The sequence below is a fragment of the Cytobacillus sp. FSL R5-0569 genome (genome assembly GCF_038007265.1).
GTDB lineage: Bacteria > Bacillota > Bacilli > Bacillales > Cytobacillaceae > Cytobacillus > Cytobacillus kochii.
Map to the genome: position 1 here is coordinate 1,705,228 of NZ_JBBOWW010000001.1, position 21,533 is coordinate 1,726,760.

Consider the following 21,533-nt stretch of genomic DNA (forward strand, 5'->3'; position numbering starts at 1 on the left):
TGAAATGGCTGTATTAACAATCGGTGAAAGAGAATACGAGGCACGTACAGATTTTAAATTTGAGAAGGTAGCAAATGAAAAGTATAACGAGGAAGATTCACAGGGCAACAAGCAAGGTGGACTAATCAATATTTATAGTAAACTCTTAGAATTTGACATTCTATTTTTATCAGCATTTTGGGATTGTGCTCTTTCTCATTTGAAAAGTGAGAAACCTTCACTCGAATCCATTGAAAATGCTATTTTGAAACACATTGAGGAAAATGGCGATGCAGATCAGTTGTTTAAGGATGCATTTCGAAAGTTGGATAACTCGGGTTTTTTCAAACAAAAAGTCAAGAAATATTGGAAGAACTTGAACTTGATGAGCGACTTCGGGGAGACCGAAAACGAGAAAAAGGCCATTCTAGAAATGATCGAGGAAGCCAAAGAAAACCGGAAGTTTCTGACGGAACAGACTACAAAACAGTCATAAGTGACGTTGCTCAATTAATGGGTATATTCGATGTGGACCTCATTATGTCATGGGAGCCATGGGAGTACGAAGCATTAAGGATAGGAGCGCTGAATCGAAAAATAGATCAGTATGAACTTATGGCGAAAACAGCCATGGCGAATAGGTATGCACAACATGCTAAACGGGCAAGTGAGCGAAAGATTTTCAATGCAAATCAAGCTAGAAGAAACTTAGAAAAAGGTATAACGGGTACTGATAAAAACCTTGAGCGAATGATTGATTTGAACAATAAATTCAAAGGGTTTAAGCCGAATTTCAAGCCGAAGGGAGGTTGAGTCTTGAGCTCTCATTTAAGTGCAATCGTGGGTGCAAGAATTAGTGAATTCAGGCGAAAAATGCGAAGGGTTAGGGAAACGATAAGAAGTCTCCCTGAAACCACTACAGTTAGAGTTAATGCAGTGACAAGCGAAGCAAATAAACGGATAAATAAATTCCAAAGGAAGATTGAGGGACTAGCAAATGCGATTCGAGCGTTTGGAACAGTAGGAGCCAACATGTTCCAAGGGGGCATGTTAATGGCTAGCCCGGCTTTAGTACCAATCATAGCGGCAGTTGTTGGACTATTAGGTACTCTTGGACCAATGATTGCTGTAGCAGGAAGTAACACATTTGCTCTTGAGGCAGCTTTTGGTATTGCTGGCGGTGCGGCTGTTAGTTTTGGTGCGGCGGCTATACCAACTATTCAATCTATAATAGATGGTACTGCAAAAAGTACGAAGGAAAATATTAGGGCGATGAAGGCGTTAAATAAGCTCAAAAGCACGTGGAGTGGTGTTCAAGATGCAATAGCCCCACAAACAGCCAATGCTTTTGCAAGTGCCATGACTGGAATAGAAAAAGCTTTGTCATCATTAAATCCAATGTTTAAAAGCGTTGCAGGTACAGTCGCTGACTTGTCATCAAGCTTTGATAAGTTTATGGGTTCGAAGTCAGCACAACAGTTTTTTGGATATTTAAATACAAGTGCTGCTCCAATTTTAGATAAAGTAATGTCGGGATTAGGCGGACTAATCCAAGGGTTTATGAACCTTACAGTAGCGTTTGCTCCGATGACAGACTTTATGGCACAGGGATTTAAGAATATGGGTCAGTCGTTCGTAAATTTTACGGAACGAATAAAGGGATCTACCGCACTACAAAATTTCATTTCATATCTTCAAACGAATGGTCCTAAAATATGGGCAATAGTAAAAAACATCACTCTTGGCTTAATAGGTATGTTTACCGCGTTTGGCCCACTTGCTTCGGATATGATGACAGGATTGCAAAATCTTACTGCTCGTTTTAAGGAATGGGGGCAAGCTTTATCGGAGAATCAGCAATTTCAAAAATTCATGGGGTATATTCGAGATAATGCACCAACTGTAATTGCATTAATCGGTAACATCACTACATTTTTAGTTAATTTAGGAATAGCGATAGCTCCAATAGGGGCAAAAGTACTTCAAGTGGTAAACAGTATATTTGCTTGGACCAGTAGCATGATGGCTGCTCATCCATGGGTAGGTAAATTAATTGCACTAGGTGTAATGTTAGCTGGTGGTTTCATGGCATTGATTCCACCGATTATTGCAGTTCGTACAGCTTTCTCTGGATTTGGCGGAGCCATAATGAAAGTCGTTCCAAAGCTTGTCCAATTTGGAGTTAAGTTGTTTTCGGGTGTAGGTGGAGCGATCCTCAAAGTATTACCGATGATAGGGAAGATCGGACTTAATCTATTTAGATTCGCGGGCGGTCCACTTGGTCTAGTCATAACAACAGTCATTAGTTTGGCTATAGTGATTTACAAAAACTGGGATTCTATCTGGGCAGTAACAAAGAAAGTTTTTTCTGCAATCAGTGATTTTTTCAAAGATGTTTGGTCAAAAATCAAATCCTTTTTCACTAAAACCCTAGTCGAATTATGGAAGAAAACAGTAGAAAAATTCCAGTCAATAAGAAATTCAATCTCAGAAAACATGAATTCGGCTAAAAGTAAAATCTCCTCGATTTGGAGTAGTATAAAATCTTATTTTTCTACGATTATAGGAAATATAGTTTCAACTGTTAAATCGAAGTTTAGCGATATAGTCAACTCTGTTCGAACTAAAATGAATGAAGCCAAACAACAAGTAAGTAATATTTTGGACAATATCAAATCCTTTTTTACTGGCATGGACCTATATGCATCAGGTAAAGCGATAATTCAAAGCGCTATTGATGGATTGATGGCAATGAAAAGTAAAATCGTCAGTAAAGTTGAAGGTATCGTTGGTGCTGTTCGTGATTTATGGCCGTTCTCTCCTGCAAAGGAAGGACCATTATCTGATATCCACCGTATGGACTTTGGCGGACCTATTACAAAATCAATTACCAGAGCAAAAAAACCAATCATGTCATCGATGACAAATTTGGCTGCATCTGCAAGAAGCGCATTTACTCCAAATATAGCACTAGCAAATATCGGTGGTACTGCAACCTTTGATACATCATTTAGTGATGGAACAAGGGCTATTGAGCATGCCTTTAATGCAGAAGTAAATGAGATTGAATTGCCAGACAGAGAAGAACAATATGCGGTAATCAATATTGGTGGTCACGAAGCACAAGGAGTTATTAAATACATTTCAGGTGAGCAAAACCGAGCTAGTTTTAGACAAAGGAGGCGACCAAATTAATGTTTGATATTGCTTATGATGAGTATCTAGGAGAGCCGTTTCGTATGATCCATAACGGAGTGGATATATCTGGTTACTTTTATGTATTAGACGTAAAGGGTCGCTCTTTGTCTCCTAATGAAATTCATGCCACACAGCGTTTTAACGGTTCTTATCGTTTTAAGAAAAGGACAAAAACACCTGTCCCCTTAACAGTAAAGGCTATGATGGTGTGTGAGTCTGACTTTGAATTGCGTGAAAAGTTAAATGAGTTAAATGGAATTTTATCTACAGAGGAGCCAGTAACTATCTCTTTTTCTGATGAACCAGAGTTTACCTACTATGGTATTCTCAGCAGCGTTACGGAGGATGGGGAGGTAAATGGTACACACCTTTTCACTATGACATTTTGGCGCCCCGAAGCATCTAAGACAAAAGAAACTAAAAGATTGCTGATCAGCACAACAACGGCACAATTTATAATCACCGGACAGACAGAGACACCTTGGGTAATTGAAGTGGATTTCGCCCAGGCTACTAGCTCATTTAAGTTAGAGTCGAATGTAGGGCTTTATATTTTGTTAAATTATGAGTTTGTTGCTGGTGATAGGTTAGTCATTAGCTTTGATGGTCGCAAGGTATTTTTAAACGGCAAAGATTTAAGGTCAGCGGTCAGTATGTCATCTAATTATGTGTTGTTACAACCAGGTGAAGTTATATTAAAAGCAAGTCATGATTGTGATTTGATTTATGATGAAAGATTTTATTAGGAGGGATAATGATGAGTGAAACAAAGTATGAGCCAGTTAGAGCAAAAGGTTTTTTAGGTGGAAAAGAACCAAAGGATTTGTATATCAATACAAATAGAGAAGTTAAAACGACTACTGTATCTCCACTCGATAGAATTGAACAGAAGATGGACAGAATCCTTGAACTTTTGGAAGGTCAGGAGCTGCCCACTCCTGTAAAGGTTAATGGTAAAGCAATCGCTGAAATAATCAAATCTGACTTTGAGAAAAATAAACTTAATCGCCGTCATCTGTAAGTAAATCTAATTCAGATAAAATATCATGAATCACATACTCTGCATGAGTGTTTGCATTAACAAAAGTTTTACTAAGTAATTTTGGAAGTATCTCATCTGTAAACTCTTGTAATGGGACAATTCTTTCTTGTCCATAAGCTTCTTCAAGACCTTTAGCGAATTCTTTCTTAGTCACTTCTTGTACTTCATTAATTATTTGTTCAAATCGCTGTTTTGATATTTTTTTCGCCATTAGTTTCACCCCCTTCGATAGACCTATTTCGACAGGAGGTGACAATTCCCCTGTAGAAAGGATGTGAAAATTTGACAGATTTATATATTTTTAACCAAGACGACCACCCATTGACCATTATCTCTGAAGATAGTGGTCTTATTAGTGCCCCTTACCGTCTCGAAGTTAATAAGATACCAGAAACACCTTTTTCTTTTACTATTGAAGCAGATACAGAAGATGCTAAATATGTGCTTGAAGAAAATAAAGTTGTTTTTCGTGATCATGAAGGTGATTTAAGGCTATTTGTTATTAAAGAGCTAGATGACTCTGACAGCATGGAAGGACCATTAACTACAGCTACCTGTGAACCAGAGTTTTTAGAACTTGCAGAGCATATTGTTTTAGACAAACGATTTACTGATAAGACTGCACAAGTAGCATTAGATGCAGCTGTTGAAGGTACTGGTTGGATAGGAGAAGTTGAAGTTGATTTAGGACTAGCCTCCACAAACTTTTATCGCATGCGGTCGGTTGATGCTATTTGGGAGATTATCAAAGTTTGGGGCGGCGAATTTAAAGATATCGTTGAGTTTGACGAGGAAAATAATATTGTCGCTCGTAAGATTAAAATCATCCAACGACTTGGCAAAGATACAGGTCAACGCTTTGAAATCGACCACAATACAACCGAGATTGGTAGACAAGTTTTAAGCTACCCTGTAACTGCAATGTATGGTTGGGGAGCATCGCTTGAAACAGAAGGCGGTGGCAACACTCGTTACATTGATTTCGGCGATGTTGAAATGTCTATTGCTAATGGTGATCCATTCGATAAACCCAAAGGGGAAAAATGGGTGGGTAATCCAGAGGCATTTGCTCGATACCGTCGTATTCGTGATGGAGTTGCCTTACATCGATTTGGTGAATACAGCAATCAAGATATTGAGGACCCTCGAGAACTTCTTTTGGCAACATGGGATAATCTCCAAAACAATAACAAGCCAGTAGTTAATTATAGCTTATCAGTTGATTTATTTGACGATAAAGTTAGTTTAGGTGATACCGCCATTGCAATAGATCGAAAGTTTGCCAGACCAATAGAAATACAATCTCGTATCATTGCCATGGAATATGACATTCTAGATATTGATGGCACCATGGTTGTTGAGATGGGGAAATTCCTTGATTTAGATGATAATCGCCTTGAAGAATTAGCACAAGAAGTTGAAAAAATTCGTGACAGTCCATCCCAAGTAACTGAGGGAAGTTTCCCAGACATCAAGCCCACTATTCCAATAAATGTTGAAGCGTTAGGTGGAATGGGGGCTATTCAATTATATTGGGATTACGGCAGTTCGATTTATGTAAAACACTACGAAGTATATGGCTCACAGTTAAAAGACTTTGTGCCAGACACACAGCACTTATTGTGGAGGGGAAATACTAGTGGTTTTCTCCATTCGGTTGGTACTGATCAAGTTTGGTATTACAGGGTAAGAGCAGTTAATCAGCATGGAACACCGAGTGATTGGTCTGTGCAAGTAATGGGAGCAACACACAGGGTAATTAGTGATGATATATTATTCGGACCCGATATCGCTGCAGAGTTAAGGGAGCTATCAAAAACTGCTGACATACTGGCTGATGGCACTATTTACGCTGATATGATTCGCCAAGATGTATACGATCAAATCCAAGCTGATTCAAAGCAATATACTGATGCTGAGATAACAGCAACAGAGGTTAGCTTGATGTCTGAGCTTGCAAATAAAGCAGGCTTTGATTATGTAGATGGTAAGATTTATCTGGTTAATGAGGAATTGCTTAATAAGGTAGACAATGGCGTTTACCAGAATAAAATTCTTCAAATTGATAACAGCCTAGATGGATTGTCTTTACGAGCGCAAAATGTTGAAGCTAACGTTAATGAATTAAATGGTGAGGTTAGTAATGCTCTTAGTCAAATTACTGCGGTTGATATTAAGGCTAATGGGATTTCTACTAGTGTGAATGAGCTTAGGTCTGATTTTAATAATTTGGAGATCAGTGGGCGCAATTTAGCAAGAAAGAGTCTAGTTGCACCATGGGGCAATACGTATCAATTTGATGCATACACCTATACCATGGAGTCAATGGGTTCATCTGGAGCTGGTTTACGTTTGAGCAATACGATATTTAAGCCATTCACTGAATATATCCTAGCGTTTAAGATAAGAAAAATTTCTGGGAATATTACTACTATGGGTGGTCATAGCCAATTATCTTCGGGTAATCCAGTGTCTGTTTATAGAAATAATGAACTAGTGAGTGATGTGTGGACTGTTGGCTCTCCTTATCCCAATGATGAAGAAATCTATGATTATGAGATACATTTTACAACAAATGGTATGACAGCCACAGATACGCATCTGTATATCCAGCCTAATAGATCCAGTGGGTCTGGTGGATATGTCCCAATGAAAGCAGAAATATGGGATTTACAAGTGATAGAAGGCAATAAACTCGCTGGGTGGTCCCCTCCACCAGAAGACATAGAAAGCCGTGTTTCATCAGCAGAAACAAAAATTGACCAAACAGCATATGACTTAACATTTAAAGCATCCACTCAAGAAGTTAATTCATTAACCGGTAGAATGACTTCAGCAGAATCATCCATTAGGCTATTATCTGATGATATTGAATTGAAAGTAGACCGAGATGGGATTATTGGTGCGATTAATGTACAACCTGGGGATGTGAAAATCCACACTAAATTACTTGATGTAGGTGATTTTACAAATCTTATTGATAATGGCGATTTTGAGGATGACAAAGTTGGTCAATTGCCTTCTGGTTGGATAAATGAAAACTCTAATACTACTATTCAAGTAGTCGATCAGACATCATGGTCTGGCAATAATGGATCATCAAAATGCTTAGGGTTGTGGGCTAGTGATATTAGAAATGTAGATGCTCAACAGGAAAGAATAATAAAGGTTCAAGAAGGTGATGAATTATACTTCGAGCTAGATTATCGCTTTAATAATCTTGTTGGACCTGGTTCATTGTCCTATGGGGTAAGGACTTACGACCTCAAGAAACAACATCTTTCATGGACTACTGTAGCATATACGACTACTAAAACTTATGCATGGACTAAGTTAACTGGATCCTATAAAGTGCCATTTGGTGTTGGATATATCAGGCTCCGAGTAAGCTTTACCAATAATGGTGAGACAACAAATCGGGCTTGGATTGATAATTTAGTTGTTAGGAGAAAAAACAATGCAGCCTTAATTGTGGATGGTTCAATTACCGCAAACTTAATGGCAGCAAATAGTATTACTGCACAAAACGGCGCATTAGCAAATGCGTCTATTACGCGTGCAAAATTACAAGATGCCATTATTGGTACAGCGCAAATTGATGATTTAGCTGTAACAGCTGCTAAAATCGCAAGCGTGAACGCTGACCGTATCAATGTAGGTGCATTAAGAGGTATTGACGTATATGGTTCTAAGTTCCGTTCTTCTGATGGTTTAACAAACTTAGAAATCATTGGAGGAAATGTCCGTCTTACGCAGTCTAATGGGCAATATGTAAATGTTAATCCTGACGGTTTGTTTGGATATAATTCAGGCGGTTCTCAACGATTTAGTGTTGATAGATCACTAGTAACAAGTGCAGCTCTAGGCACAAGTAATTCTAATGTCTATTTGGCTCCGGACTCAACTAATGAAGTCAGGGTGGTTAATATTTCAAGTATTCCATCAGATGGTGTTGCAGAGAATTACAGTTACAGACCTATCAGGGCTCAAGGACTACGTTTTGGACCGGGATATAACGGATATATCGGCACAGATAGAGAAGTAAGAATAACAAGTTCAGCGTTTACGCAAGCTGACGGATCAGTTGTATATCGTGATTTACGAGCTTCTGTTATTTATGGTTTTGGTTTCAGCACTAATTCAATCAATGCTTATATAGGGTCAGATGATGAAACAAGGTTTGTTAACAAGGGATATGTGGATGGTTCTTCTGGTAACCCGGTATACCGTAATGCAAGGGGATATAAGGGTTATTTTGCTGGAATTGCTACAAACACATCAGCAGGAGGAACTCACTTATATCTGGGTGCTAACGGTGACATAAGAGCAACAGGTATTGGAATGGCTGATGAAGGAAGTATTATTTGGCGCCAAGTGGTCGCAGCTGGATTTCAAGGTAATTATATTGAAGTAAATCCGAATACTGCTGGTCAAAATTTATTTGTAAGAGCTAATAACGAAGTGAGAGCAACAGCTAGTGGAACTACAGGAACGTACATCCCTATTAGAGCAGCAAGTTTCCCAACAGGTTCAATGGCGTCATACAAAGAAGATATTAAAGAGTGGACAGACAGTGCGTTAGATATTATCAACAGATCAACCATTTATCAATATCGTCTTAAAAGAGAAGTTGAAAGTGGGCATTCTCGAATAAGACAAGGATTAGTTATAGGTGAGGGCTATCAAATTGCCGATGAATTAATTGATGGTGATGGTGTAGAACAATATCTTATGAATTCAATCAACATGAAGGGCATTCAAGAGCTTGATAAAAGAACTCGTAATCATTCAGATGAGATCAATTGGCTCAAAACCGAAAACCAACTATTACGCAATCAAATAAAGGTATTGGAGGGGAAAATCGCATGAAATTAACAGTACAAGAACTTTACAATTTAATTGATGGGTTAAGCTCCTTGCTCGACAAAGAAATACCCACATCGGTAGCTTTTTCAGTTCAGCGAAACTTTAAAAGAATTTCGGAGGAAGTTAAGGCAAGTGATGAGGTAAGAAAGACAATCGTCGAAAAGTATAAAGAAAAAGATAACGAGGATGGTACTATTCAGCTTAAAAAAGATAAATTGAAAAATTATCAGAAAGAATCAGACGAGTTAATGCAACAGGAAGTCGATATTGATTTAAGGGTTATTAACCTAGCTGATTTGGGCGAATCTATCAAGCCACGGATACTAGGTCTATTAGAGCCAATCATTGAGGAGGTAACAGAATGATGGAACAATATATTTTTATAGAAACAAGTTCCCGAAATATCACTGAAAATGGTGAACAATTACGGGTAGTGAATTTCCGGGGTACAGATCAATCAAGTATACCAAACGAACAATTAAACGTTGACGGAAGCTTTACTATGCCTATTATGGATTATTTCATGGCAGGTGTGGAAGGGCGATTGTCTGAAGTGATTAAAACTAAAGTTCTTGGTAGATTAACACCAGAAGCCGAATAAGGCTTTTTTATTTTGCATAAGGGGGAGAAATTTTGACTTTCATCGGATTAACATTACAAGAATGGGCTGCACTACTTGCCATACTAGGTACTCTCTTTGGGGGTATCTCTTTTATTTTTAAAGGAATTATTGTAAAGCCGTTAAGTGATGCCATTGCCAACCTACAAAAATCTATAGATGAGTTTCGTGAGCAAATGAAAGAAAGTGATGATGATCGCAAAGCCATCCACATGAGAATTAACAGAATAGATAAGCGTGTGCATGGTCTTGAAATTCAATTGAAGGGAGGTGATAAGCATGAATAAAGATGTTGTTGCTCAAGTAGTTGGTTTCTTGTCAGCTATCATGATGTTTCTAGGGACTCTTAATGTTAAGTTTGAGTGGCTTACAGCTGCGAGTATTGACGCATTTGGCATTGTCCTTACCGCAGGTATTGCTCTAGGAATCACTTTATACACAATTTATAAAAATCATTTCGGCTTTACAAGGAAAGCAATAAATCAAAAGGCTTGGTTAGAAAAAGAAGATAAATTATAAGGCTGTCCATTAGGGCGGTCTTTTTTATTGTCATTAAAGGAGGTGGTTTCTATGTGAATTTAGTTAATGTGTACAAACGTTACATTTGCCATTGGAATACTTATATATTAAAGGAGAGGTTTAATTATGGTTAAAATTTATATTGATCCAGGTCATGGTGGTACTGATCCAGGTGCGGTAGGGAACGGTTTACAGGAGAAAGCATTAACTTTGCAGATTGCTACAAGGGTACGTGATTTATTAAGAAATTATAGTAATGCTGATGTTCGTATGAGTCGTACAGGAGATCAAACTGTATCACTTGCACAAAGAACTACTGATGCAAATAATTGGGGAGCTGATTTCTATCTATCTATCCACATTAATGCTGGGGGTGGTACAGGCTATGAGGATTATGTCTATCCCGGAGTAGGTGCTCCCACAACGACATATCAAAGTCGTATTCACGAAGAGATTTTGAAGGTAGTAGATTTTCGGGATCGTGGTAAAAAACAAGCTAATTTCCATGTGCTGAGAGAAACAAGAATGTCGGCTCTGCTTACTGAGAATGGATTTATTGATACTGTGGCAGATGCGAATAAATTGAAACAATCTTCATTCTTGCAATCTATTGCTCAGGGACACGTAAACGGCTTAGTTCGTGCGTTTAATTTAACGCCATCTAGTGGAGCAGTTTATCATACTGTGGTTTCTGGTGATACGGTCTATGCATTATCACGCAGATATGGTAGCACTATACAACAAATTCGTAGTTGGAATGGCTTGGATGCAAACTATACAATTCGTGTTGGACAAGTTTTAAGAGTGAAGTAATAATAAAGGCCCTTCTTAATCGAGAGGGGCTTTTACTCTTGTAAGATCATGCACTGTAGAAAGAAACTATTCCTAAAACTGCAAATATGAATAAGATACCAACTACTGTAATAATACTAATTCTTAACTTGGTCAAGGCGAATCACTCCTGCATTAAAATAGTTTATAAATTAATATTTCGTTTATCATCAAGTTTATTCCTTTAGTAAAATTACCTCATTTAAAATCTTTTCATTCCTTCAAATGACTTCTGCAAGGTTTCTTTTATTGTGCTACCTTCAACTTTTATCCCTCCATTGTCAGATGTTCCTACAACAGTTACTGGATGACTTTGGGCAAAAATATAGTATTAATCACCCTTCTCATCAGTAACAGAAACATACATTTTCTCAGGTTTCATGGAATCATTCCTTTATATCTATTAGTATTTAGGTATAAAATACCTATTTTGTAAAAATATTATTAATTTCATTGAAATTTTCTAAAAATTTAAATAAAATGTAATGTGTTAAATATATCATATAGAAAGAGAGAGAGAGATGAAAAAAGGAAGATTATCTAAGGGATTAAAGGGGTTAATGGTTTTAATTTTATTATTTTCTTTAATAGGGAACATACCAGTAAGAGCTAATGCGGAGGAACAAGAGGTAGATATTGATTTTGAAAATATAGATTTAACCGCTGAAGAAGAAATACTGGCTGAAGAGCTAGCTTCAGAGTTACAGTTTCTTGTCGAAGAGGGAGCAATAGTTGATGAAGAAAATGATATTTTACTAGGATTTGATGAAGATGTACTTGATGCTAGATATACTGGAAAGGCAGAGTATCAAGACATTAAGAATATGTTAATTACCTCTGGAGCATTTATTGATAAGAATGATCCAGGAAACGGAGCAGGAAATGGGGGAGGTAACGGAGGCGATAATGATGTTGAACCTCCGGAGATTGAAATAATGGCACTGAAAAAGGAAAACCCTAAATTTACTGCTGCTGTTAATTCTTGTCTTAAGAGTGAAGTTAAAGCTTCTTTTGGACTAACAGCAACTACAGCTACTGTTGAAGGTATTAAATCAATGATAAAGAAAGGGCAATATAAAAAGGCTGCACAAGCGATTATAAAATTTGGTATTAAATCAAGTATTGTCGGTACGGGTGTACTTATGGTTTGGATTGTAGCAAACTGCGAAGAGAAAGCATTGAAAAAGCATAAAAAATGGCTTTAAATAAATATTGGCGGTGAGAGTAAGTGTCAAATAAATTCAGTTCACTACTAATTTCATACCCTATTACCTTTCTTATTGTTTCTATAATTTGGTGGTATATCAAGGGGACACCAGAAAAGTTTTTTGATACAACCTCATATTTAGGATGTTATTATATTGTTGCATCAATTATTGTTTATATCGATATAAAGACTAATGAGAAAAAACAAAAAAAGACTTTAAAAAGATGTAATGAGGAAGAAGTTACTGAATAAAATAAGCCCTTCTCACTTGAGAGGGGCTTAAAAATCTTCTTAGTTATCGCTACAATTAAGCCGAATTACGCACAAGTTTCTTAATCATAACTTTGGAAATTTATTTAGAATGGATGATTCTAAGGATACTCTTTAAGTGAAAATAATGGAGTGATAAACAGCGAGGGAGAGAGATCTCTCGTCAAAATTTAACTATTAGTATCATTTTTCTTTAGAAATTGGTTAAGTGCATCTTGTAATTGTTCGAATTTGGTATTTAAATTTATCACTTCTTGTTCATTGCCTTTTACTAATACTAATACTTGATTGGGACCGGTTCTTTTAATAACTCTAAATCCATTTTTGGATATTGTTGCAATGCCTTCATCATTCGATTGACAGTACCCATTCTCTTCACAAGTTCCATCATCTCTCACTAAGATTTGTCCGATAAGCCCGACAGCCATCCATTCTGGACGTTTGTGCCTTGGGATATATTCTTGATCAGGGTTCCATTTCGGATTCATCAGAGGTTGAATCTCCTTTTTGGAAGAAATAATTTCTTTTCCCTCTTTATCTAAAATTGGTGTTATTTCTACTTCTTGATAAGTTCTACGACCCCATTTATCTAACTGATATCTCCCTTGCCAATTAAGGCCAGCACTATTACCAATAATACTGGGTGTAGCACTAGTAATACCGAGAACATAGTCATTTGATGATGTTACTTTTCTGATTTTATTGTGTTCTAATGTAACAAAATAACCCACATCAATTGGATTTCCGTCTATACTCTCAAACATCTCAGCAAAGTCTGCACCACCAGTATTATAAGAAGCCCCATCAATATACATTTCTCCATTACTTGCTAGCCACTTTGCACCTAATCCCCTATTAACACTGTCTGTACCATTTCCAATAAACCAAGAATAGTTTTCTTCTGCATCACCGTAGCGCCCCATAATATGAGTAGCAGTAAAACCTTCTGTGCTAGTGTTTATCCCTTCTGCATGTGACATTTGTCCACTTGCGGTCGTAAATATTCCCTCGGCGTGCGAATTAGCTCCACTTGCAGTATTTTCTTGACCTTCTGCATGTGCATGATCCCCTGTAGCTATGGTCAAGTATCCTTCAGTATGTGATCGAATACCACTAGCTGATGTTTGAGCACCTTCAGCGTGAGAGGAAGGTCCTGATGCAATGGAAGAAAATCCTTCTGCGTGAGAAAAGGCACCGCTCGCTTCGGTTGCATAGCCTTCTGCGTGCGAATTCTCTCCACTTGACACGGTCTCCTCACCCTCAGCGTGTGAAGCATAACCTATTGCTCTTGTGTTGGCTCCTTCTGCATGTGTAGCATATTCCTCAGCAGAACTACCTTCACCCTCAGCATGTGAATAGTCTCCAGAAGCATTTGTGTTGCTTCCTTCTGCATGAGCACCTGGCATAATAGCAGTTGTATTTAAACCTTCCGCATGGGAACCAGCACCACTGGCAGTGGTATTATTTCCTTCTGCATGCGCCGCCTCTCCTGAAGCTGTTGAATCAAAACCTTCCGCGTGAGCAGCTAGCTCACTAGCTATTGTATTCGCTCCTTCTGCATGAGAGTTATTCCCCTCAGCTAATGTATTAAACCCCTCTGCATGAGAAGCAGTCCCATTAGCTGTAGTTTCAATTCCTTCTGCATGTGAAGAAATTCCAATCGCATTTGCATTCACACCTTCAGCATGTGAATAGTCCCCTGAGGCTGTTGTGCTTTGTCCTTCAGTATGTGAAGCGATGCCTAAAGCGCTTGTACTATAACCCTCAGCATGAGAGCCGTTTCCACCTGCTACCGTACTATTCCCTTCCGCATGTGTATTTTCACCGGAAGCTAATGTATTATAACCCTCAGCATGAGCAACAAGACCACTGGCTATTGTAAGTGCTCCTTCTGTGTGTGATGAATTACCAATAGCTTGAGTATTGTAACCTTCCGCGTGAGAGGCATCGCCGCTTGAACTCGTCCCACTTCCTTCAGCATGAGAGGCTTCTCCACTAGCTATGGTATTGATTCCTTCTGCTTCAGAACAAATACCAGAGGCATTTCTATTGCAATCAGCCATATTATCACTCCTTTTTAGTAATAGAATAGTATATTCATTAAAAGTTTTAGATGTTTGGACAAAACCATTATAAAATTAAAAAGCCCTTCTCATTTCGGAGGGGGCCCTTTAATAAACCTGATTATACTATCCATTAGTTTAGATAAAGATATTCTATTTTTTTAAGAAATGTGTTTGTAATCTAATACTTCTATCATAAAATCATGGTTGCATTTTAACTTATTAAGCTTCTTATTGTTACATGAGGGGGATATCCTTACCGTAACTAGGTCTTCCTTATTTTTATCGGGAATTACAATTCTTATGGCGACATCATAAGAGTGATTGTCATTGTAATTTATACCAACAATTCTTTTCCAATTCCAACCAAAGAGAGAATCACCACCATACTCTTTTATCACTCTTTTATCAATAGTTGGAAACACAAGGTCAAAAATAATATCCTCAGTTGTGACGTAAGAGCCTACCGCGTTAAGAACTGACTCTGCTTTTGTAGTTAGAATAGGATTAATAAAAAATAAGAGGAATCCTAATATTATTACATATCGCTTAAGCATTCATTCCACCTCAGTTTTGTATTTAATCCTTATTCTGTCCAAGTCACTGAATCCTCATTAAATTAAGTATCCCTCTAAATTTTAAAAAAATCCTTCTTAATCGAGGGGCTCATTTACTTTTACTCCATTTTTTAAGGAATCTCCATTAAAATAGAGGGAATAATGCACTGTAAGTTTGACCATAATTACATCACATTGTAATATAAAGACATATTATATTGGAGGTTTTTGTTTGTCACACTTATGTTTAGAGCTGGTCATGTAACACTTTCTTCATGACTTTGCGCATAAAGAAAGTGTCATTTATAGGTAAGAAAATAGAAAAGGAGACTATAAATGAACATTACAATACGACCAGAGAGTAACAATGAATATACTATAACTGAAGATATTATTAAAGAAGCCTTTCTTTACGAAGAGTATAGCGATAAGTCAGAACATTTACTGGTAAAAAAAATTAGAAAATCGGATGCATTCATTCCTCAACTTTCTCTAGTTGCTTTAACTGAAGAAGGAAATATTATTGGACATGTTCTTCTATCTAAAATAAAAATTGTAGATGGTAATAACGAAGTCGATTCTTTGGCACTGGCTCCAGTTTCCGTTTCTCCTCATTATCAGAAAAAAGGAATTGGAAGGCAATTAATCCAGGCTGCGATAAAAAAAGCTAAAGAACTTGGTTACCGTTCAGTTATTGTTTTAGGTCATAAAGATTACTATCCAAAGTTTGGTTTTAAACAAGCTCACTTATGGAATATACAAGCTCCATTTGATGTTGCTGACGAACAATTTATGGCTTTAGAATTAACTGAGAATGGTCTAAAAAATGTGGAAGGTATTGTGCATTATTCAAAACCTTTCTTAGAGTAGAAAAAGTGTTCTTTATAATTAGACAAAGCCCTTCTCAATCGAGGGGCTTTCCTTCTTTCAATAATTCAGTTATTTCATCAATTGTAATTCCTATTTCCTTTGCCTCCTTAATCAACTCTACCCATTCTTTATCTAACTTTATGACCCATCACTCCTTTTGGATATAATTCTACATATAGGTCAAAAGTCCTTTATTGACAAAAAAATAACCCTTCTCATTAAGAGAGGGTGTTACATTTTTGAATTAAGTTCACTACTAAAAAGTCCTTTAGCTTCTGCAATAGTTTCTTTAAATGTAACTCCTATACATTTAATTTCGAGTTCTCCTTTTTTGGCAGTTACTGTAACTGTATTTTCATCTGCATAAATATGATAAGTAACGCCATCATCAATAAATCCCAATGGCTCATATTTCATTAAAACATACCTCTTTCCTATAATATGTAATTATATTAACAAAAAACAGGTAAAAAAGTCCCGTTATTTGCTCAGGTAAAAGTTTAAAAGTTCCTCACACTTATTCCTAATTCTTGGATTAAAATAATTATGCTGCTCATCATAACCTTTGTAATGGAACTCATACATGGTAAATGATTCATCATGTCCAATCTGGCTTACTCTCATATTTCCTTTTCTCATCTTGTTTTTTACTTCTTTCAAATCACGCTGAACGTTCTTTATTGTATTTTCCATCAAGGTAATATAAGGCTGTTTAATCTTAAACGGGGACCTTTCAATGATCTTTAAATCTCTTTCAAGGATGATAATAATCATCGGTAAGTATATAGCTTGCTCTAGTACTTCACGATCAGCTTCATTAATCCTAGTCATGTTGTTAAACCCTTTCGACTGATATCACTTCATCAATGTGGAATTTTAAGATTTTTAAATTGTTCGTTTCCAAGTGAATGCACATATTAATATGATCGATTTTATCGACAATGCCCTTAAAGGTTTTTGTGGACCCATCAACCCAAATGGTCATTTTGATTGTAAGGGTGTAGTTTAATGATTCCATCGTTATTATCTGTATTTCCTCAAGTTCTTGCTCATCTAATTCTGGCTTTTTTACTTTTTCGTATTCGGCTGGTATCTTCTTAAGTAATTCAGTATGTTCGCTCATAAAGAACCCTTGCCATTTCATTTTTCCGCGGTCACGAATCATAAACTACATCTCCTTTTTTAATATTATATGCGAACTTTTGTTCTTAATTCAATTGAAATCGAACAAAAGTTCGTATAAAATAATGGTAAGGGAGGGCTAATCGATGAAAGGTTTACTTATTAGAGGAGTTAACAATAAAGAAGAATTAGAAATGATTTATCTGGATAACAAGGGAGATATCAGCCAGAGAAGAATTAAAATTTTGGCCGTTTACGAAGATTACTTTCGTGCATATTGTTTTACCAAGAGACAGCAGCGCACTTTTAAGGTAAGTAATGTCTTATCGATTGGTCCAGTCAGGATAGTAAGGAGAGGAGCTTAATCATGGGAGTGAAAATGCCGAAGAAATCAAAACCACAAAGACCTTCAAGGGATGAATTTGAATTAGAAGAGCTAGGAAATGCAGTAGTTGAAGCGCATAGGGAGAAAACTGAAGTCTTAATATTGTTGTGGCAAAGAGATCCTGTACAAGGGAAAATTGTTAAACTTGATGGTCAATCTCAATTAATACATATTGAAAGTAATTATGAAACGATAAAGGTTAAATTTATAGATATATTATCGATACAGAGCGCACCTCAATGAGAGAGCGCCTTTTTGTTTGAAAAATATATCACACATTTTTGCATGTTTATTAAAAGTGTTAGAGCACGGACTGGTATTCAGAATGGAGCGCTTATACAAATTATGCAGATGCTGTTGAAGGTTTTGAAGGAGCTTGGAGGTGCGATTTAGTGATGAAAAAACCAAAAAAAATCTATTCCGACCCCAAACCGACCCCAAATAAGAATTTATATATGGATTTATAAAACACAAAAACAAAAATAAAAGGTCGATAACCCCTTTAATACCAAGGGTTATCGACCTTTTATAATTAGCGTCCCAGATAGGAATCGAACCTACGACCTACAGCTTAGGAGGCTGTTGCTCTATCCTGCTGAGCTACTGGGACATATATTGTTTTTTTCTTTTGACAATATAAAATTATATACCTATATAAATAAACGGTCAATAATAAAGCCTTTGAAAATTTTTAATGATTTTTATGGTATTAAAATAATGGGGAAAGAGCGCCCATAGATGTATAAATTATAAAAGGCAGTAGTTACATAGCACTGTAACTACTGCCTTACCTATTTAACCAATTCGGTATTTTCTACGATAATATCGAAAGATCGTTCTAATCTGTCTCTTTAGTTGTTTAAACCGTGCAGTGCTTAACTCAATCAGCGGCTGAGTCACTGCGGTGACCCATTTGCTTGATAATAGCAAAGTAAGCACTAAGGCGAGTCCTGCTAACAAGAGAAAACTTCTTGCATCATTGAAGAAATCCTGCACTTCACTTTCTCTAAATACTCGTACGAAAAACCCGTGAAGAAGATAAACGTATAATGTGTTTTTACCTAGCTTTGTAAATGAATAATGTCTATTAGGCACAAAGGCAAAGAAACATGCCATCATCATCAAACTGAGTAAATAGAAACCTAATCTAGTTAACATGGACGAAATAGATGCATCATCAACGACGGAATATGGCTTTGACCCAAGTAACCATTCATAGTTGATGTTTGGATTAAAGTAGAATAACACAAAGACAGCTACAAAAATACCAATCGCACCGATGCGAACCGATGGTCTAAATAAAACTTGGAAATGCTCTTTCTTCATTAAATAACCTAGTAAAAAGAATGGGAAAAACACAAAAGTTCTAGATAAGCTCAAATAGTTTGTAACCCAATCAGCATATCCTACAGCTAGCCCAATCGCAAAAGAGAGGATAATGGCTACACTAGGTTTGAATTTGGCAAATATCAATAACAATAGATGCCAGAAAAATAAAGAAATTAAGAACCATAGCGACCAATGTGGATTAAGCGGATCCACGTTAAAGGCTGCACCTTGATGTAAGAAATAATAAAAGACCGAATAGATTAGTTGGAAAATAAGGTATGGCAAAATCAATTTTTTAGCTATTTTTTGAATATATCCCTTTTGATAATACCCTTTTGCAAAAAAGCCTGAAACTAATATAAATGCAGGCATATGAAATGTATAAATCACTTTGTAAAGCGTATAAATTGTTTCACTATCTTCAATAAAAGAGCGAATCAAATGTCCGAATACCACAAAGAAAATAAGAATAAACTTTGCGTTATCAAAAAAGTAATCACGCTGTCTCATAAATCCTCCTTTATTAAAGACCCCCTAAAACATCACTTATTATATACCCATTATGTAAGAAAATAAATCAATTCAAACATGTGAACGAGTGGATAAAAATCCAAAACATGGACATGTAAAGGTAATATGGCATTGAAATGTATAGGTATATATAACTATTTTTAATTAAAATGCTACTTCAATATCCCCTTTTTATCGATTATAATGTTAGCAGAATCTAGTATAATAGAATCATTATTGTTAAAAGGGATACATTTTTTTAAAAGGAGGAATTATATTGAAATTACTGAAAAAATGGCGTTTAAAACAAAGTAGCATCCCCTTCTTAAATGCGATGTTAATACGGGTGTCCAAGTCAGATAAATGGAGAAAGTTAAAAATCGGTCAAAAGTATGGGGTAGCTTTGTGGCTTACTTTAGGCGTATTCACTATATCAACGATTTTGTCTTTTATTATGCTTGTCTACAGTACCTTTAAACTTAATGAAGCAGAGAAGGCAAGTGAAAGAGCGCTAGAAATCGCTGATATAGGCACAGATTTCTACTTAAAAGGCGGGACAATTGGGAATTATATTATTGATTCTAATCCAAAACATTTAAATACATATGAAGATTTAGAAACAGACATAAAGAATAAACAACAAGAAATACAAGCAATGATCCAATCGGAAACAGCACAGGAAATGTTTGTTAAAATCAATGAATATGATAAAGAAGTAAATCAATTATTTTATGATGAAATCGCACCAAATGTGAAGTTACAACATGTACGCGAATACCGCTTAGGGAAGTTGCAGGTGGATAATTACATCGAGCAAACAATGAATACATTAGATGAACTAACATCTATTATTAAGGAAGAGCAGGAATCTGCCATTAACCAAGCGAGTTGGATGATGATCGTTTCAATTGTTATCTTAGTACTGTCACTAGTACTATCAGCAATTTTCGGATTTTTTAGTCATAAAATCGTGAATAAACAATTAGCTTATCGTCTTACAAAGGTTGTGACAGCTTCAAAGGAAATAACAAAAGGAAACTTAAAAGCTAGTGATATTTATTCGAATAATCAGGATGAAATTACAGAAATCGCAGACGCTTTTAACCAAATGAAACACCAGTTGCGCCAAATGATTCAAGAAATGCTTACAGTTTCACAAAGTTTAAATGAGAGAAGTGTTCACCTTGGTGCCGTTTCATCTGAAGTCGCAGCTGCTAGTCAAGAAATATCGGCGACAATGGAGGAATTATCGGGAGGAGCAGAAGAGCAAGCAAGTGCAAGTGCGGATTTATCAAAAATTATGGAAGATTACTTATTTAAAGTGGAGAATGCAGAAACGAAAAGTGTTTCTATGCGTGAAGCAGCCTCAAATGTGAAGAATATGACATTAGCAGGAAATGAATTGATGGAAAATTCTAAAGAGCAAATGAATAGGATAGATGAAATAATTAATGATTCGATGCATCGAGTGAAAGGGTTAGATCAAGAAACGAAACAAGTAAATAAGTTAATATCTGTGATACATGAAATCGCTAACCAAACGAATTTATTGGCATTAAATGCGGCGATTGAAGCTGCGAGAGCAGGAGAGCATGGCAAGGGCTTTGCTGTTGTTGCGGAGGAAGTAAGAAAACTTGCTGAAAAAGTCTCCTATTCAATAAGTGATATCACTTCAATCGTCAATAAAATTCAGTCAGAGTCTGTTGGAGTCGTAGAATCGTTACAAGCCGGCTATGAGCAAGTAGAGATTGGTAGTAATAAAATTCATCAAACAGCCAATACCTTCCAAAGTATATCAACTGCCATCACTGATATCCATGGAGATATCGAACATATTTCATCAAGTATGGTAGAAATGCTAGATAATTCAGTTGGGATGAGCGAATCTATAGAAAATATTGCTGCGGTTTCTCAACAATCAGCAGCTGCAGTAGAAGAGACGAGTAATTCTGTTACACATACAAATGCTTCAATGGAAAACATCCAGCTATATGTACAAAAGTTAGTTGAAATGGCTAATACATTAAGTAAACTTATAGAAAAATTTAAACTATAATGGGGAAAACAAGTATTCTGCTAGTTTAAGCGGGTACTTGTTTTTTTATTATGAATAAAAAGGATTATGGCGATTTTTGTAGAATAACCTCGTGGTAGAATAATTTGTTT

24 protein-coding genes and 1 tRNA gene are annotated in these 21,533 nt (G+C 36.5%); 16 read left to right on the top strand and 9 right to left on the bottom strand.

The features are described from left to right. Positions 1-4: 4 nt before the first annotated feature. Genes MKX78_RS08930 through MKX78_RS08950 form a run of 5 tightly spaced genes read left to right on the top strand, consistent with a single transcriptional unit; the run spans position 5 to position 4,198 of the window. Positions 5-475, top strand: a complete 471-nt coding sequence (locus tag MKX78_RS08930) for a tail assembly chaperone (protein ID WP_341050603.1) — start codon at positions 5-7, stop codon at positions 473-475. Positions 476-519: 44 nt separating this feature from the next. Then, a complete protein-coding gene (locus MKX78_RS08935) occupies positions 520-792 on the top strand; it encodes a hypothetical protein (RefSeq protein ID WP_341050606.1) in 273 nt (90 codons plus the stop codon). 3 nt (positions 793-795) lie between these two features. After that, positions 796-3,174, top strand: a complete 2,379-nt coding sequence (locus MKX78_RS08940) for a phage tail protein (RefSeq protein WP_341050609.1) — start codon at positions 796-798, stop codon at positions 3,172-3,174. Continuing rightward, entirely contained in the window at positions 3,174-3,923 is a 750-nt protein-coding gene (locus MKX78_RS08945) for a distal tail protein Dit (RefSeq protein ID WP_341050611.1), read from the top strand. Before MKX78_RS08940 ends, MKX78_RS08945 begins: the two co-directional genes overlap by 1 nt. An 11-nt stretch (positions 3,924-3,934) precedes the next feature. Further along, positions 3,935-4,198 (top strand): hypothetical protein, encoded by a 264-nt coding sequence (locus MKX78_RS08950; protein ID WP_341050613.1) that lies wholly within the window; start codon positions 3,935-3,937, stop codon positions 4,196-4,198. Here MKX78_RS08950 and MKX78_RS08955 read toward each other — a convergent pair. Next, positions 4,179-4,430, bottom strand: a complete 252-nt coding sequence (locus tag MKX78_RS08955; protein ID WP_341050615.1) for a hypothetical protein — start codon at positions 4,428-4,430, stop codon at positions 4,179-4,181. The two genes, MKX78_RS08950 and MKX78_RS08955, sit on opposite strands and share 20 nt — an antisense overlap. 71 nt (positions 4,431-4,501) lie before the next feature. Here MKX78_RS08955 and MKX78_RS08960 point away from each other — a divergent pair, with 71 nt between their 5' ends. The 7 genes from MKX78_RS08960 (at position 4,502) to MKX78_RS08990 (ending at position 12,259) form a co-directional block, all read left to right on the top strand. Beyond that, positions 4,502-9,088 carry a phage tail spike protein gene (locus MKX78_RS08960; protein ID WP_341050617.1) on the top strand — a complete coding sequence of 1,529 codons (4,587 nt, stop codon included), beginning with the start codon at positions 4,502-4,504 and terminating at the stop codon, positions 9,086-9,088. Further along, a complete protein-coding gene (locus MKX78_RS08965; RefSeq protein ID WP_341050619.1) occupies positions 9,085-9,450 on the top strand; it encodes a hypothetical protein in 366 nt (121 codons plus the stop codon). The genes MKX78_RS08960 and MKX78_RS08965 overlap by 4 nt, the downstream gene beginning before the upstream one ends. Further along, positions 9,447-9,686 (top strand): hypothetical protein, encoded by a 240-nt coding sequence (locus tag MKX78_RS08970; RefSeq protein WP_341050621.1) that lies wholly within the window; start codon positions 9,447-9,449, stop codon positions 9,684-9,686. The genes MKX78_RS08965 and MKX78_RS08970 overlap by 4 nt, the downstream gene beginning before the upstream one ends. 32 nt (positions 9,687-9,718) lie before the next feature. After that, the gene (locus tag MKX78_RS08975; RefSeq protein ID WP_341050624.1) at positions 9,719-9,991 is read left to right on the top strand and encodes a hypothetical protein; all 273 of its coding nucleotides are present in this window, start codon (positions 9,719-9,721) and stop codon (positions 9,989-9,991) included. Further along, positions 9,984-10,223, top strand: a complete 240-nt coding sequence (locus MKX78_RS08980; protein ID WP_341050626.1) for a hypothetical protein — start codon at positions 9,984-9,986, stop codon at positions 10,221-10,223. The genes MKX78_RS08975 and MKX78_RS08980 overlap by 8 nt, the downstream gene beginning before the upstream one ends. 126 nt (positions 10,224-10,349) lie before the next feature. Next, complete coding sequence (locus tag MKX78_RS08985; RefSeq protein WP_341050628.1) at positions 10,350-11,036, top strand: N-acetylmuramoyl-L-alanine amidase family protein; 687 nt, start codon at positions 10,350-10,352, stop codon at positions 11,034-11,036. Positions 11,037-11,575: 539 nt separating this feature from the next. After that, positions 11,576-12,259, top strand: coding sequence for a hypothetical protein (locus MKX78_RS08990; protein WP_341050629.1), 684 nt, complete (start codon positions 11,576-11,578; stop codon positions 12,257-12,259). A 442-nt stretch (positions 12,260-12,701) separates the two neighbouring features. Here MKX78_RS08990 and MKX78_RS08995 read toward each other — a convergent pair whose 3' ends face one another. Next, positions 12,702-14,594 (bottom strand): peptidase G2 autoproteolytic cleavage domain-containing protein, encoded by a 1,893-nt coding sequence (locus tag MKX78_RS08995; RefSeq protein WP_341050630.1) that lies wholly within the window; start codon positions 14,592-14,594, stop codon positions 12,702-12,704. Positions 14,595-14,755: 161 nt separating this feature from the next. Further along, entirely contained in the window at positions 14,756-15,151 is a 396-nt protein-coding gene (locus MKX78_RS09000) for a hypothetical protein (protein WP_341050632.1), read from the bottom strand. Positions 15,152-15,487: 336 nt separating this feature from the next. Here MKX78_RS09000 and MKX78_RS09005 point away from each other — a divergent pair, with 336 nt between their 5' ends. After that, a complete protein-coding gene (locus tag MKX78_RS09005) occupies positions 15,488-16,021 on the top strand; it encodes a GNAT family N-acetyltransferase (RefSeq protein ID WP_341050633.1) in 534 nt (177 codons plus the stop codon). A 34-nt stretch (positions 16,022-16,055) separates the two neighbouring features. Here the strand turns inward: MKX78_RS09005 and MKX78_RS09010 are convergent, their stop codons facing one another. The 4 genes from MKX78_RS09010 to MKX78_RS09025 form a co-directional block, all read right to left on the bottom strand. Beyond that, complete coding sequence (locus MKX78_RS09010) at positions 16,056-16,163, bottom strand: anti-repressor SinI family protein (RefSeq protein WP_341052734.1); 108 nt, start codon at positions 16,161-16,163, stop codon at positions 16,056-16,058. Between the two features lie 89 nt (positions 16,164-16,252). Next, a complete protein-coding gene (locus MKX78_RS09015; protein ID WP_341050635.1) occupies positions 16,253-16,438 on the bottom strand; it encodes a hypothetical protein in 186 nt (61 codons plus the stop codon). A 63-nt stretch (positions 16,439-16,501) separates the two neighbouring features. Next, the gene (locus MKX78_RS09020; RefSeq protein WP_341050637.1) at positions 16,502-16,852 is read right to left on the bottom strand and encodes a hypothetical protein; all 351 of its coding nucleotides are present in this window, start codon (positions 16,850-16,852) and stop codon (positions 16,502-16,504) included. Positions 16,853-16,856: 4 nt separating this feature from the next. Beyond that, on the bottom strand, positions 16,857-17,186 hold the full coding sequence (locus MKX78_RS09025; RefSeq protein ID WP_341050640.1) for a YolD-like family protein: 330 nt from the start codon (positions 17,184-17,186) through the stop codon (positions 16,857-16,859). Positions 17,187-17,289: 103 nt separating this feature from the next. Between MKX78_RS09025 and MKX78_RS09030 the strand changes: the two genes are divergently transcribed. Together MKX78_RS09030 and MKX78_RS09035 are read left to right on the top strand one after the other, a co-directional pair. Then, the gene (locus MKX78_RS09030) at positions 17,290-17,508 is read left to right on the top strand and encodes a hypothetical protein (RefSeq protein WP_341050642.1); all 219 of its coding nucleotides are present in this window, start codon (positions 17,290-17,292) and stop codon (positions 17,506-17,508) included. A gap of 2 nt (positions 17,509-17,510) precedes the next feature. After that, positions 17,511-17,771, top strand: a complete 261-nt coding sequence (locus tag MKX78_RS09035; protein WP_341050645.1) for a YolD-like family protein — start codon at positions 17,511-17,513, stop codon at positions 17,769-17,771. Positions 17,772-18,064: 293 nt separating this feature from the next. On the opposite strand, the gene MKX78_RS09040 is transcribed toward MKX78_RS09035, so the two are convergent. Both MKX78_RS09040 and MKX78_RS09045 read right to left on the bottom strand, forming a co-directional pair. Further along, positions 18,065-18,138, bottom strand: a tRNA-Arg gene (locus MKX78_RS09040). A 185-nt stretch (positions 18,139-18,323) separates the two neighbouring features. Continuing rightward, the gene (locus MKX78_RS09045; RefSeq protein WP_095369725.1) at positions 18,324-19,367 is read right to left on the bottom strand and encodes an acyltransferase family protein; all 1,044 of its coding nucleotides are present in this window, start codon (positions 19,365-19,367) and stop codon (positions 18,324-18,326) included. Positions 19,368-19,644: 277 nt separating this feature from the next. Between MKX78_RS09045 and MKX78_RS09050 the strand changes: the two genes are divergently transcribed. After that, positions 19,645-21,423, top strand: a complete 1,779-nt coding sequence (locus tag MKX78_RS09050; protein ID WP_341050648.1) for a methyl-accepting chemotaxis protein — start codon at positions 19,645-19,647, stop codon at positions 21,421-21,423. Positions 21,424-21,533 lie beyond the last annotated feature (110 nt).

Bases quoted from the DNA above. Each gene is read 5' to 3' on its own strand.
- MKX78_RS09030 (WP_341050642.1), top strand. From the start codon at position 17,290: ATGAAAGGTTTACTTATTAGAGGAGTTAACAATAAAGAAGAATTAGAA.
- MKX78_RS08980 (WP_341050626.1), top strand. From the start codon at position 9,984: ATGAATAAAGATGTTGTTGCTCAAGTAGTTGGTTTCTTGTCAGCTATC.
- MKX78_RS08930 (WP_341050603.1), top strand. From the start codon at position 5: ATGGCTGTATTAACAATCGGTGAAAGAGAATACGAGGCACGTACAGAT.
- MKX78_RS09005 (WP_341050633.1), top strand. From the start codon at position 15,488: ATGAACATTACAATACGACCAGAGAGTAACAATGAATATACTATAACT.
- MKX78_RS08965 (WP_341050619.1), top strand. From the start codon at position 9,085: ATGAAATTAACAGTACAAGAACTTTACAATTTAATTGATGGGTTAAGC.
- MKX78_RS08935 (WP_341050606.1), top strand. From the start codon at position 520: ATGTCATGGGAGCCATGGGAGTACGAAGCATTAAGGATAGGAGCGCTG.
- MKX78_RS09000 (WP_341050632.1), bottom strand. From the start codon at position 15,151: ATGCTTAAGCGATATGTAATAATATTAGGATTCCTCTTATTTTTTATT.
- MKX78_RS08945 (WP_341050611.1), top strand. From the start codon at position 3,174: ATGTTTGATATTGCTTATGATGAGTATCTAGGAGAGCCGTTTCGTATG.
- MKX78_RS08985 (WP_341050628.1), top strand. From the start codon at position 10,350: ATGGTTAAAATTTATATTGATCCAGGTCATGGTGGTACTGATCCAGGT.
- MKX78_RS08950 (WP_341050613.1), top strand. From the start codon at position 3,935: ATGAGTGAAACAAAGTATGAGCCAGTTAGAGCAAAAGGTTTTTTAGGT.
- MKX78_RS08955 (WP_341050615.1), bottom strand. From the start codon at position 4,430: ATGGCGAAAAAAATATCAAAACAGCGATTTGAACAAATAATTAATGAA.
- MKX78_RS09045 (WP_095369725.1), bottom strand. From the start codon at position 19,367: ATGAGACAGCGTGATTACTTTTTTGATAACGCAAAGTTTATTCTTATT.
- MKX78_RS09025 (WP_341050640.1), bottom strand. From the start codon at position 17,186: ATGATTCGTGACCGCGGAAAAATGAAATGGCAAGGGTTCTTTATGAGC.
- MKX78_RS09035 (WP_341050645.1), top strand. From the start codon at position 17,511: ATGGGAGTGAAAATGCCGAAGAAATCAAAACCACAAAGACCTTCAAGG.
- MKX78_RS09015 (WP_341050635.1), bottom strand. From the start codon at position 16,438: ATGAAATATGAGCCATTGGGATTTATTGATGATGGCGTTACTTATCAT.
- MKX78_RS08990 (WP_341050629.1), top strand. From the start codon at position 11,576: ATGAAAAAAGGAAGATTATCTAAGGGATTAAAGGGGTTAATGGTTTTA.
- MKX78_RS09020 (WP_341050637.1), bottom strand. From the start codon at position 16,852: ATGACTAGGATTAATGAAGCTGATCGTGAAGTACTAGAGCAAGCTATA.
- MKX78_RS08995 (WP_341050630.1), bottom strand. From the start codon at position 14,594: ATGGCTGATTGCAATAGAAATGCCTCTGGTATTTGTTCTGAAGCAGAA.
- MKX78_RS08970 (WP_341050621.1), top strand. From the start codon at position 9,447: ATGATGGAACAATATATTTTTATAGAAACAAGTTCCCGAAATATCACT.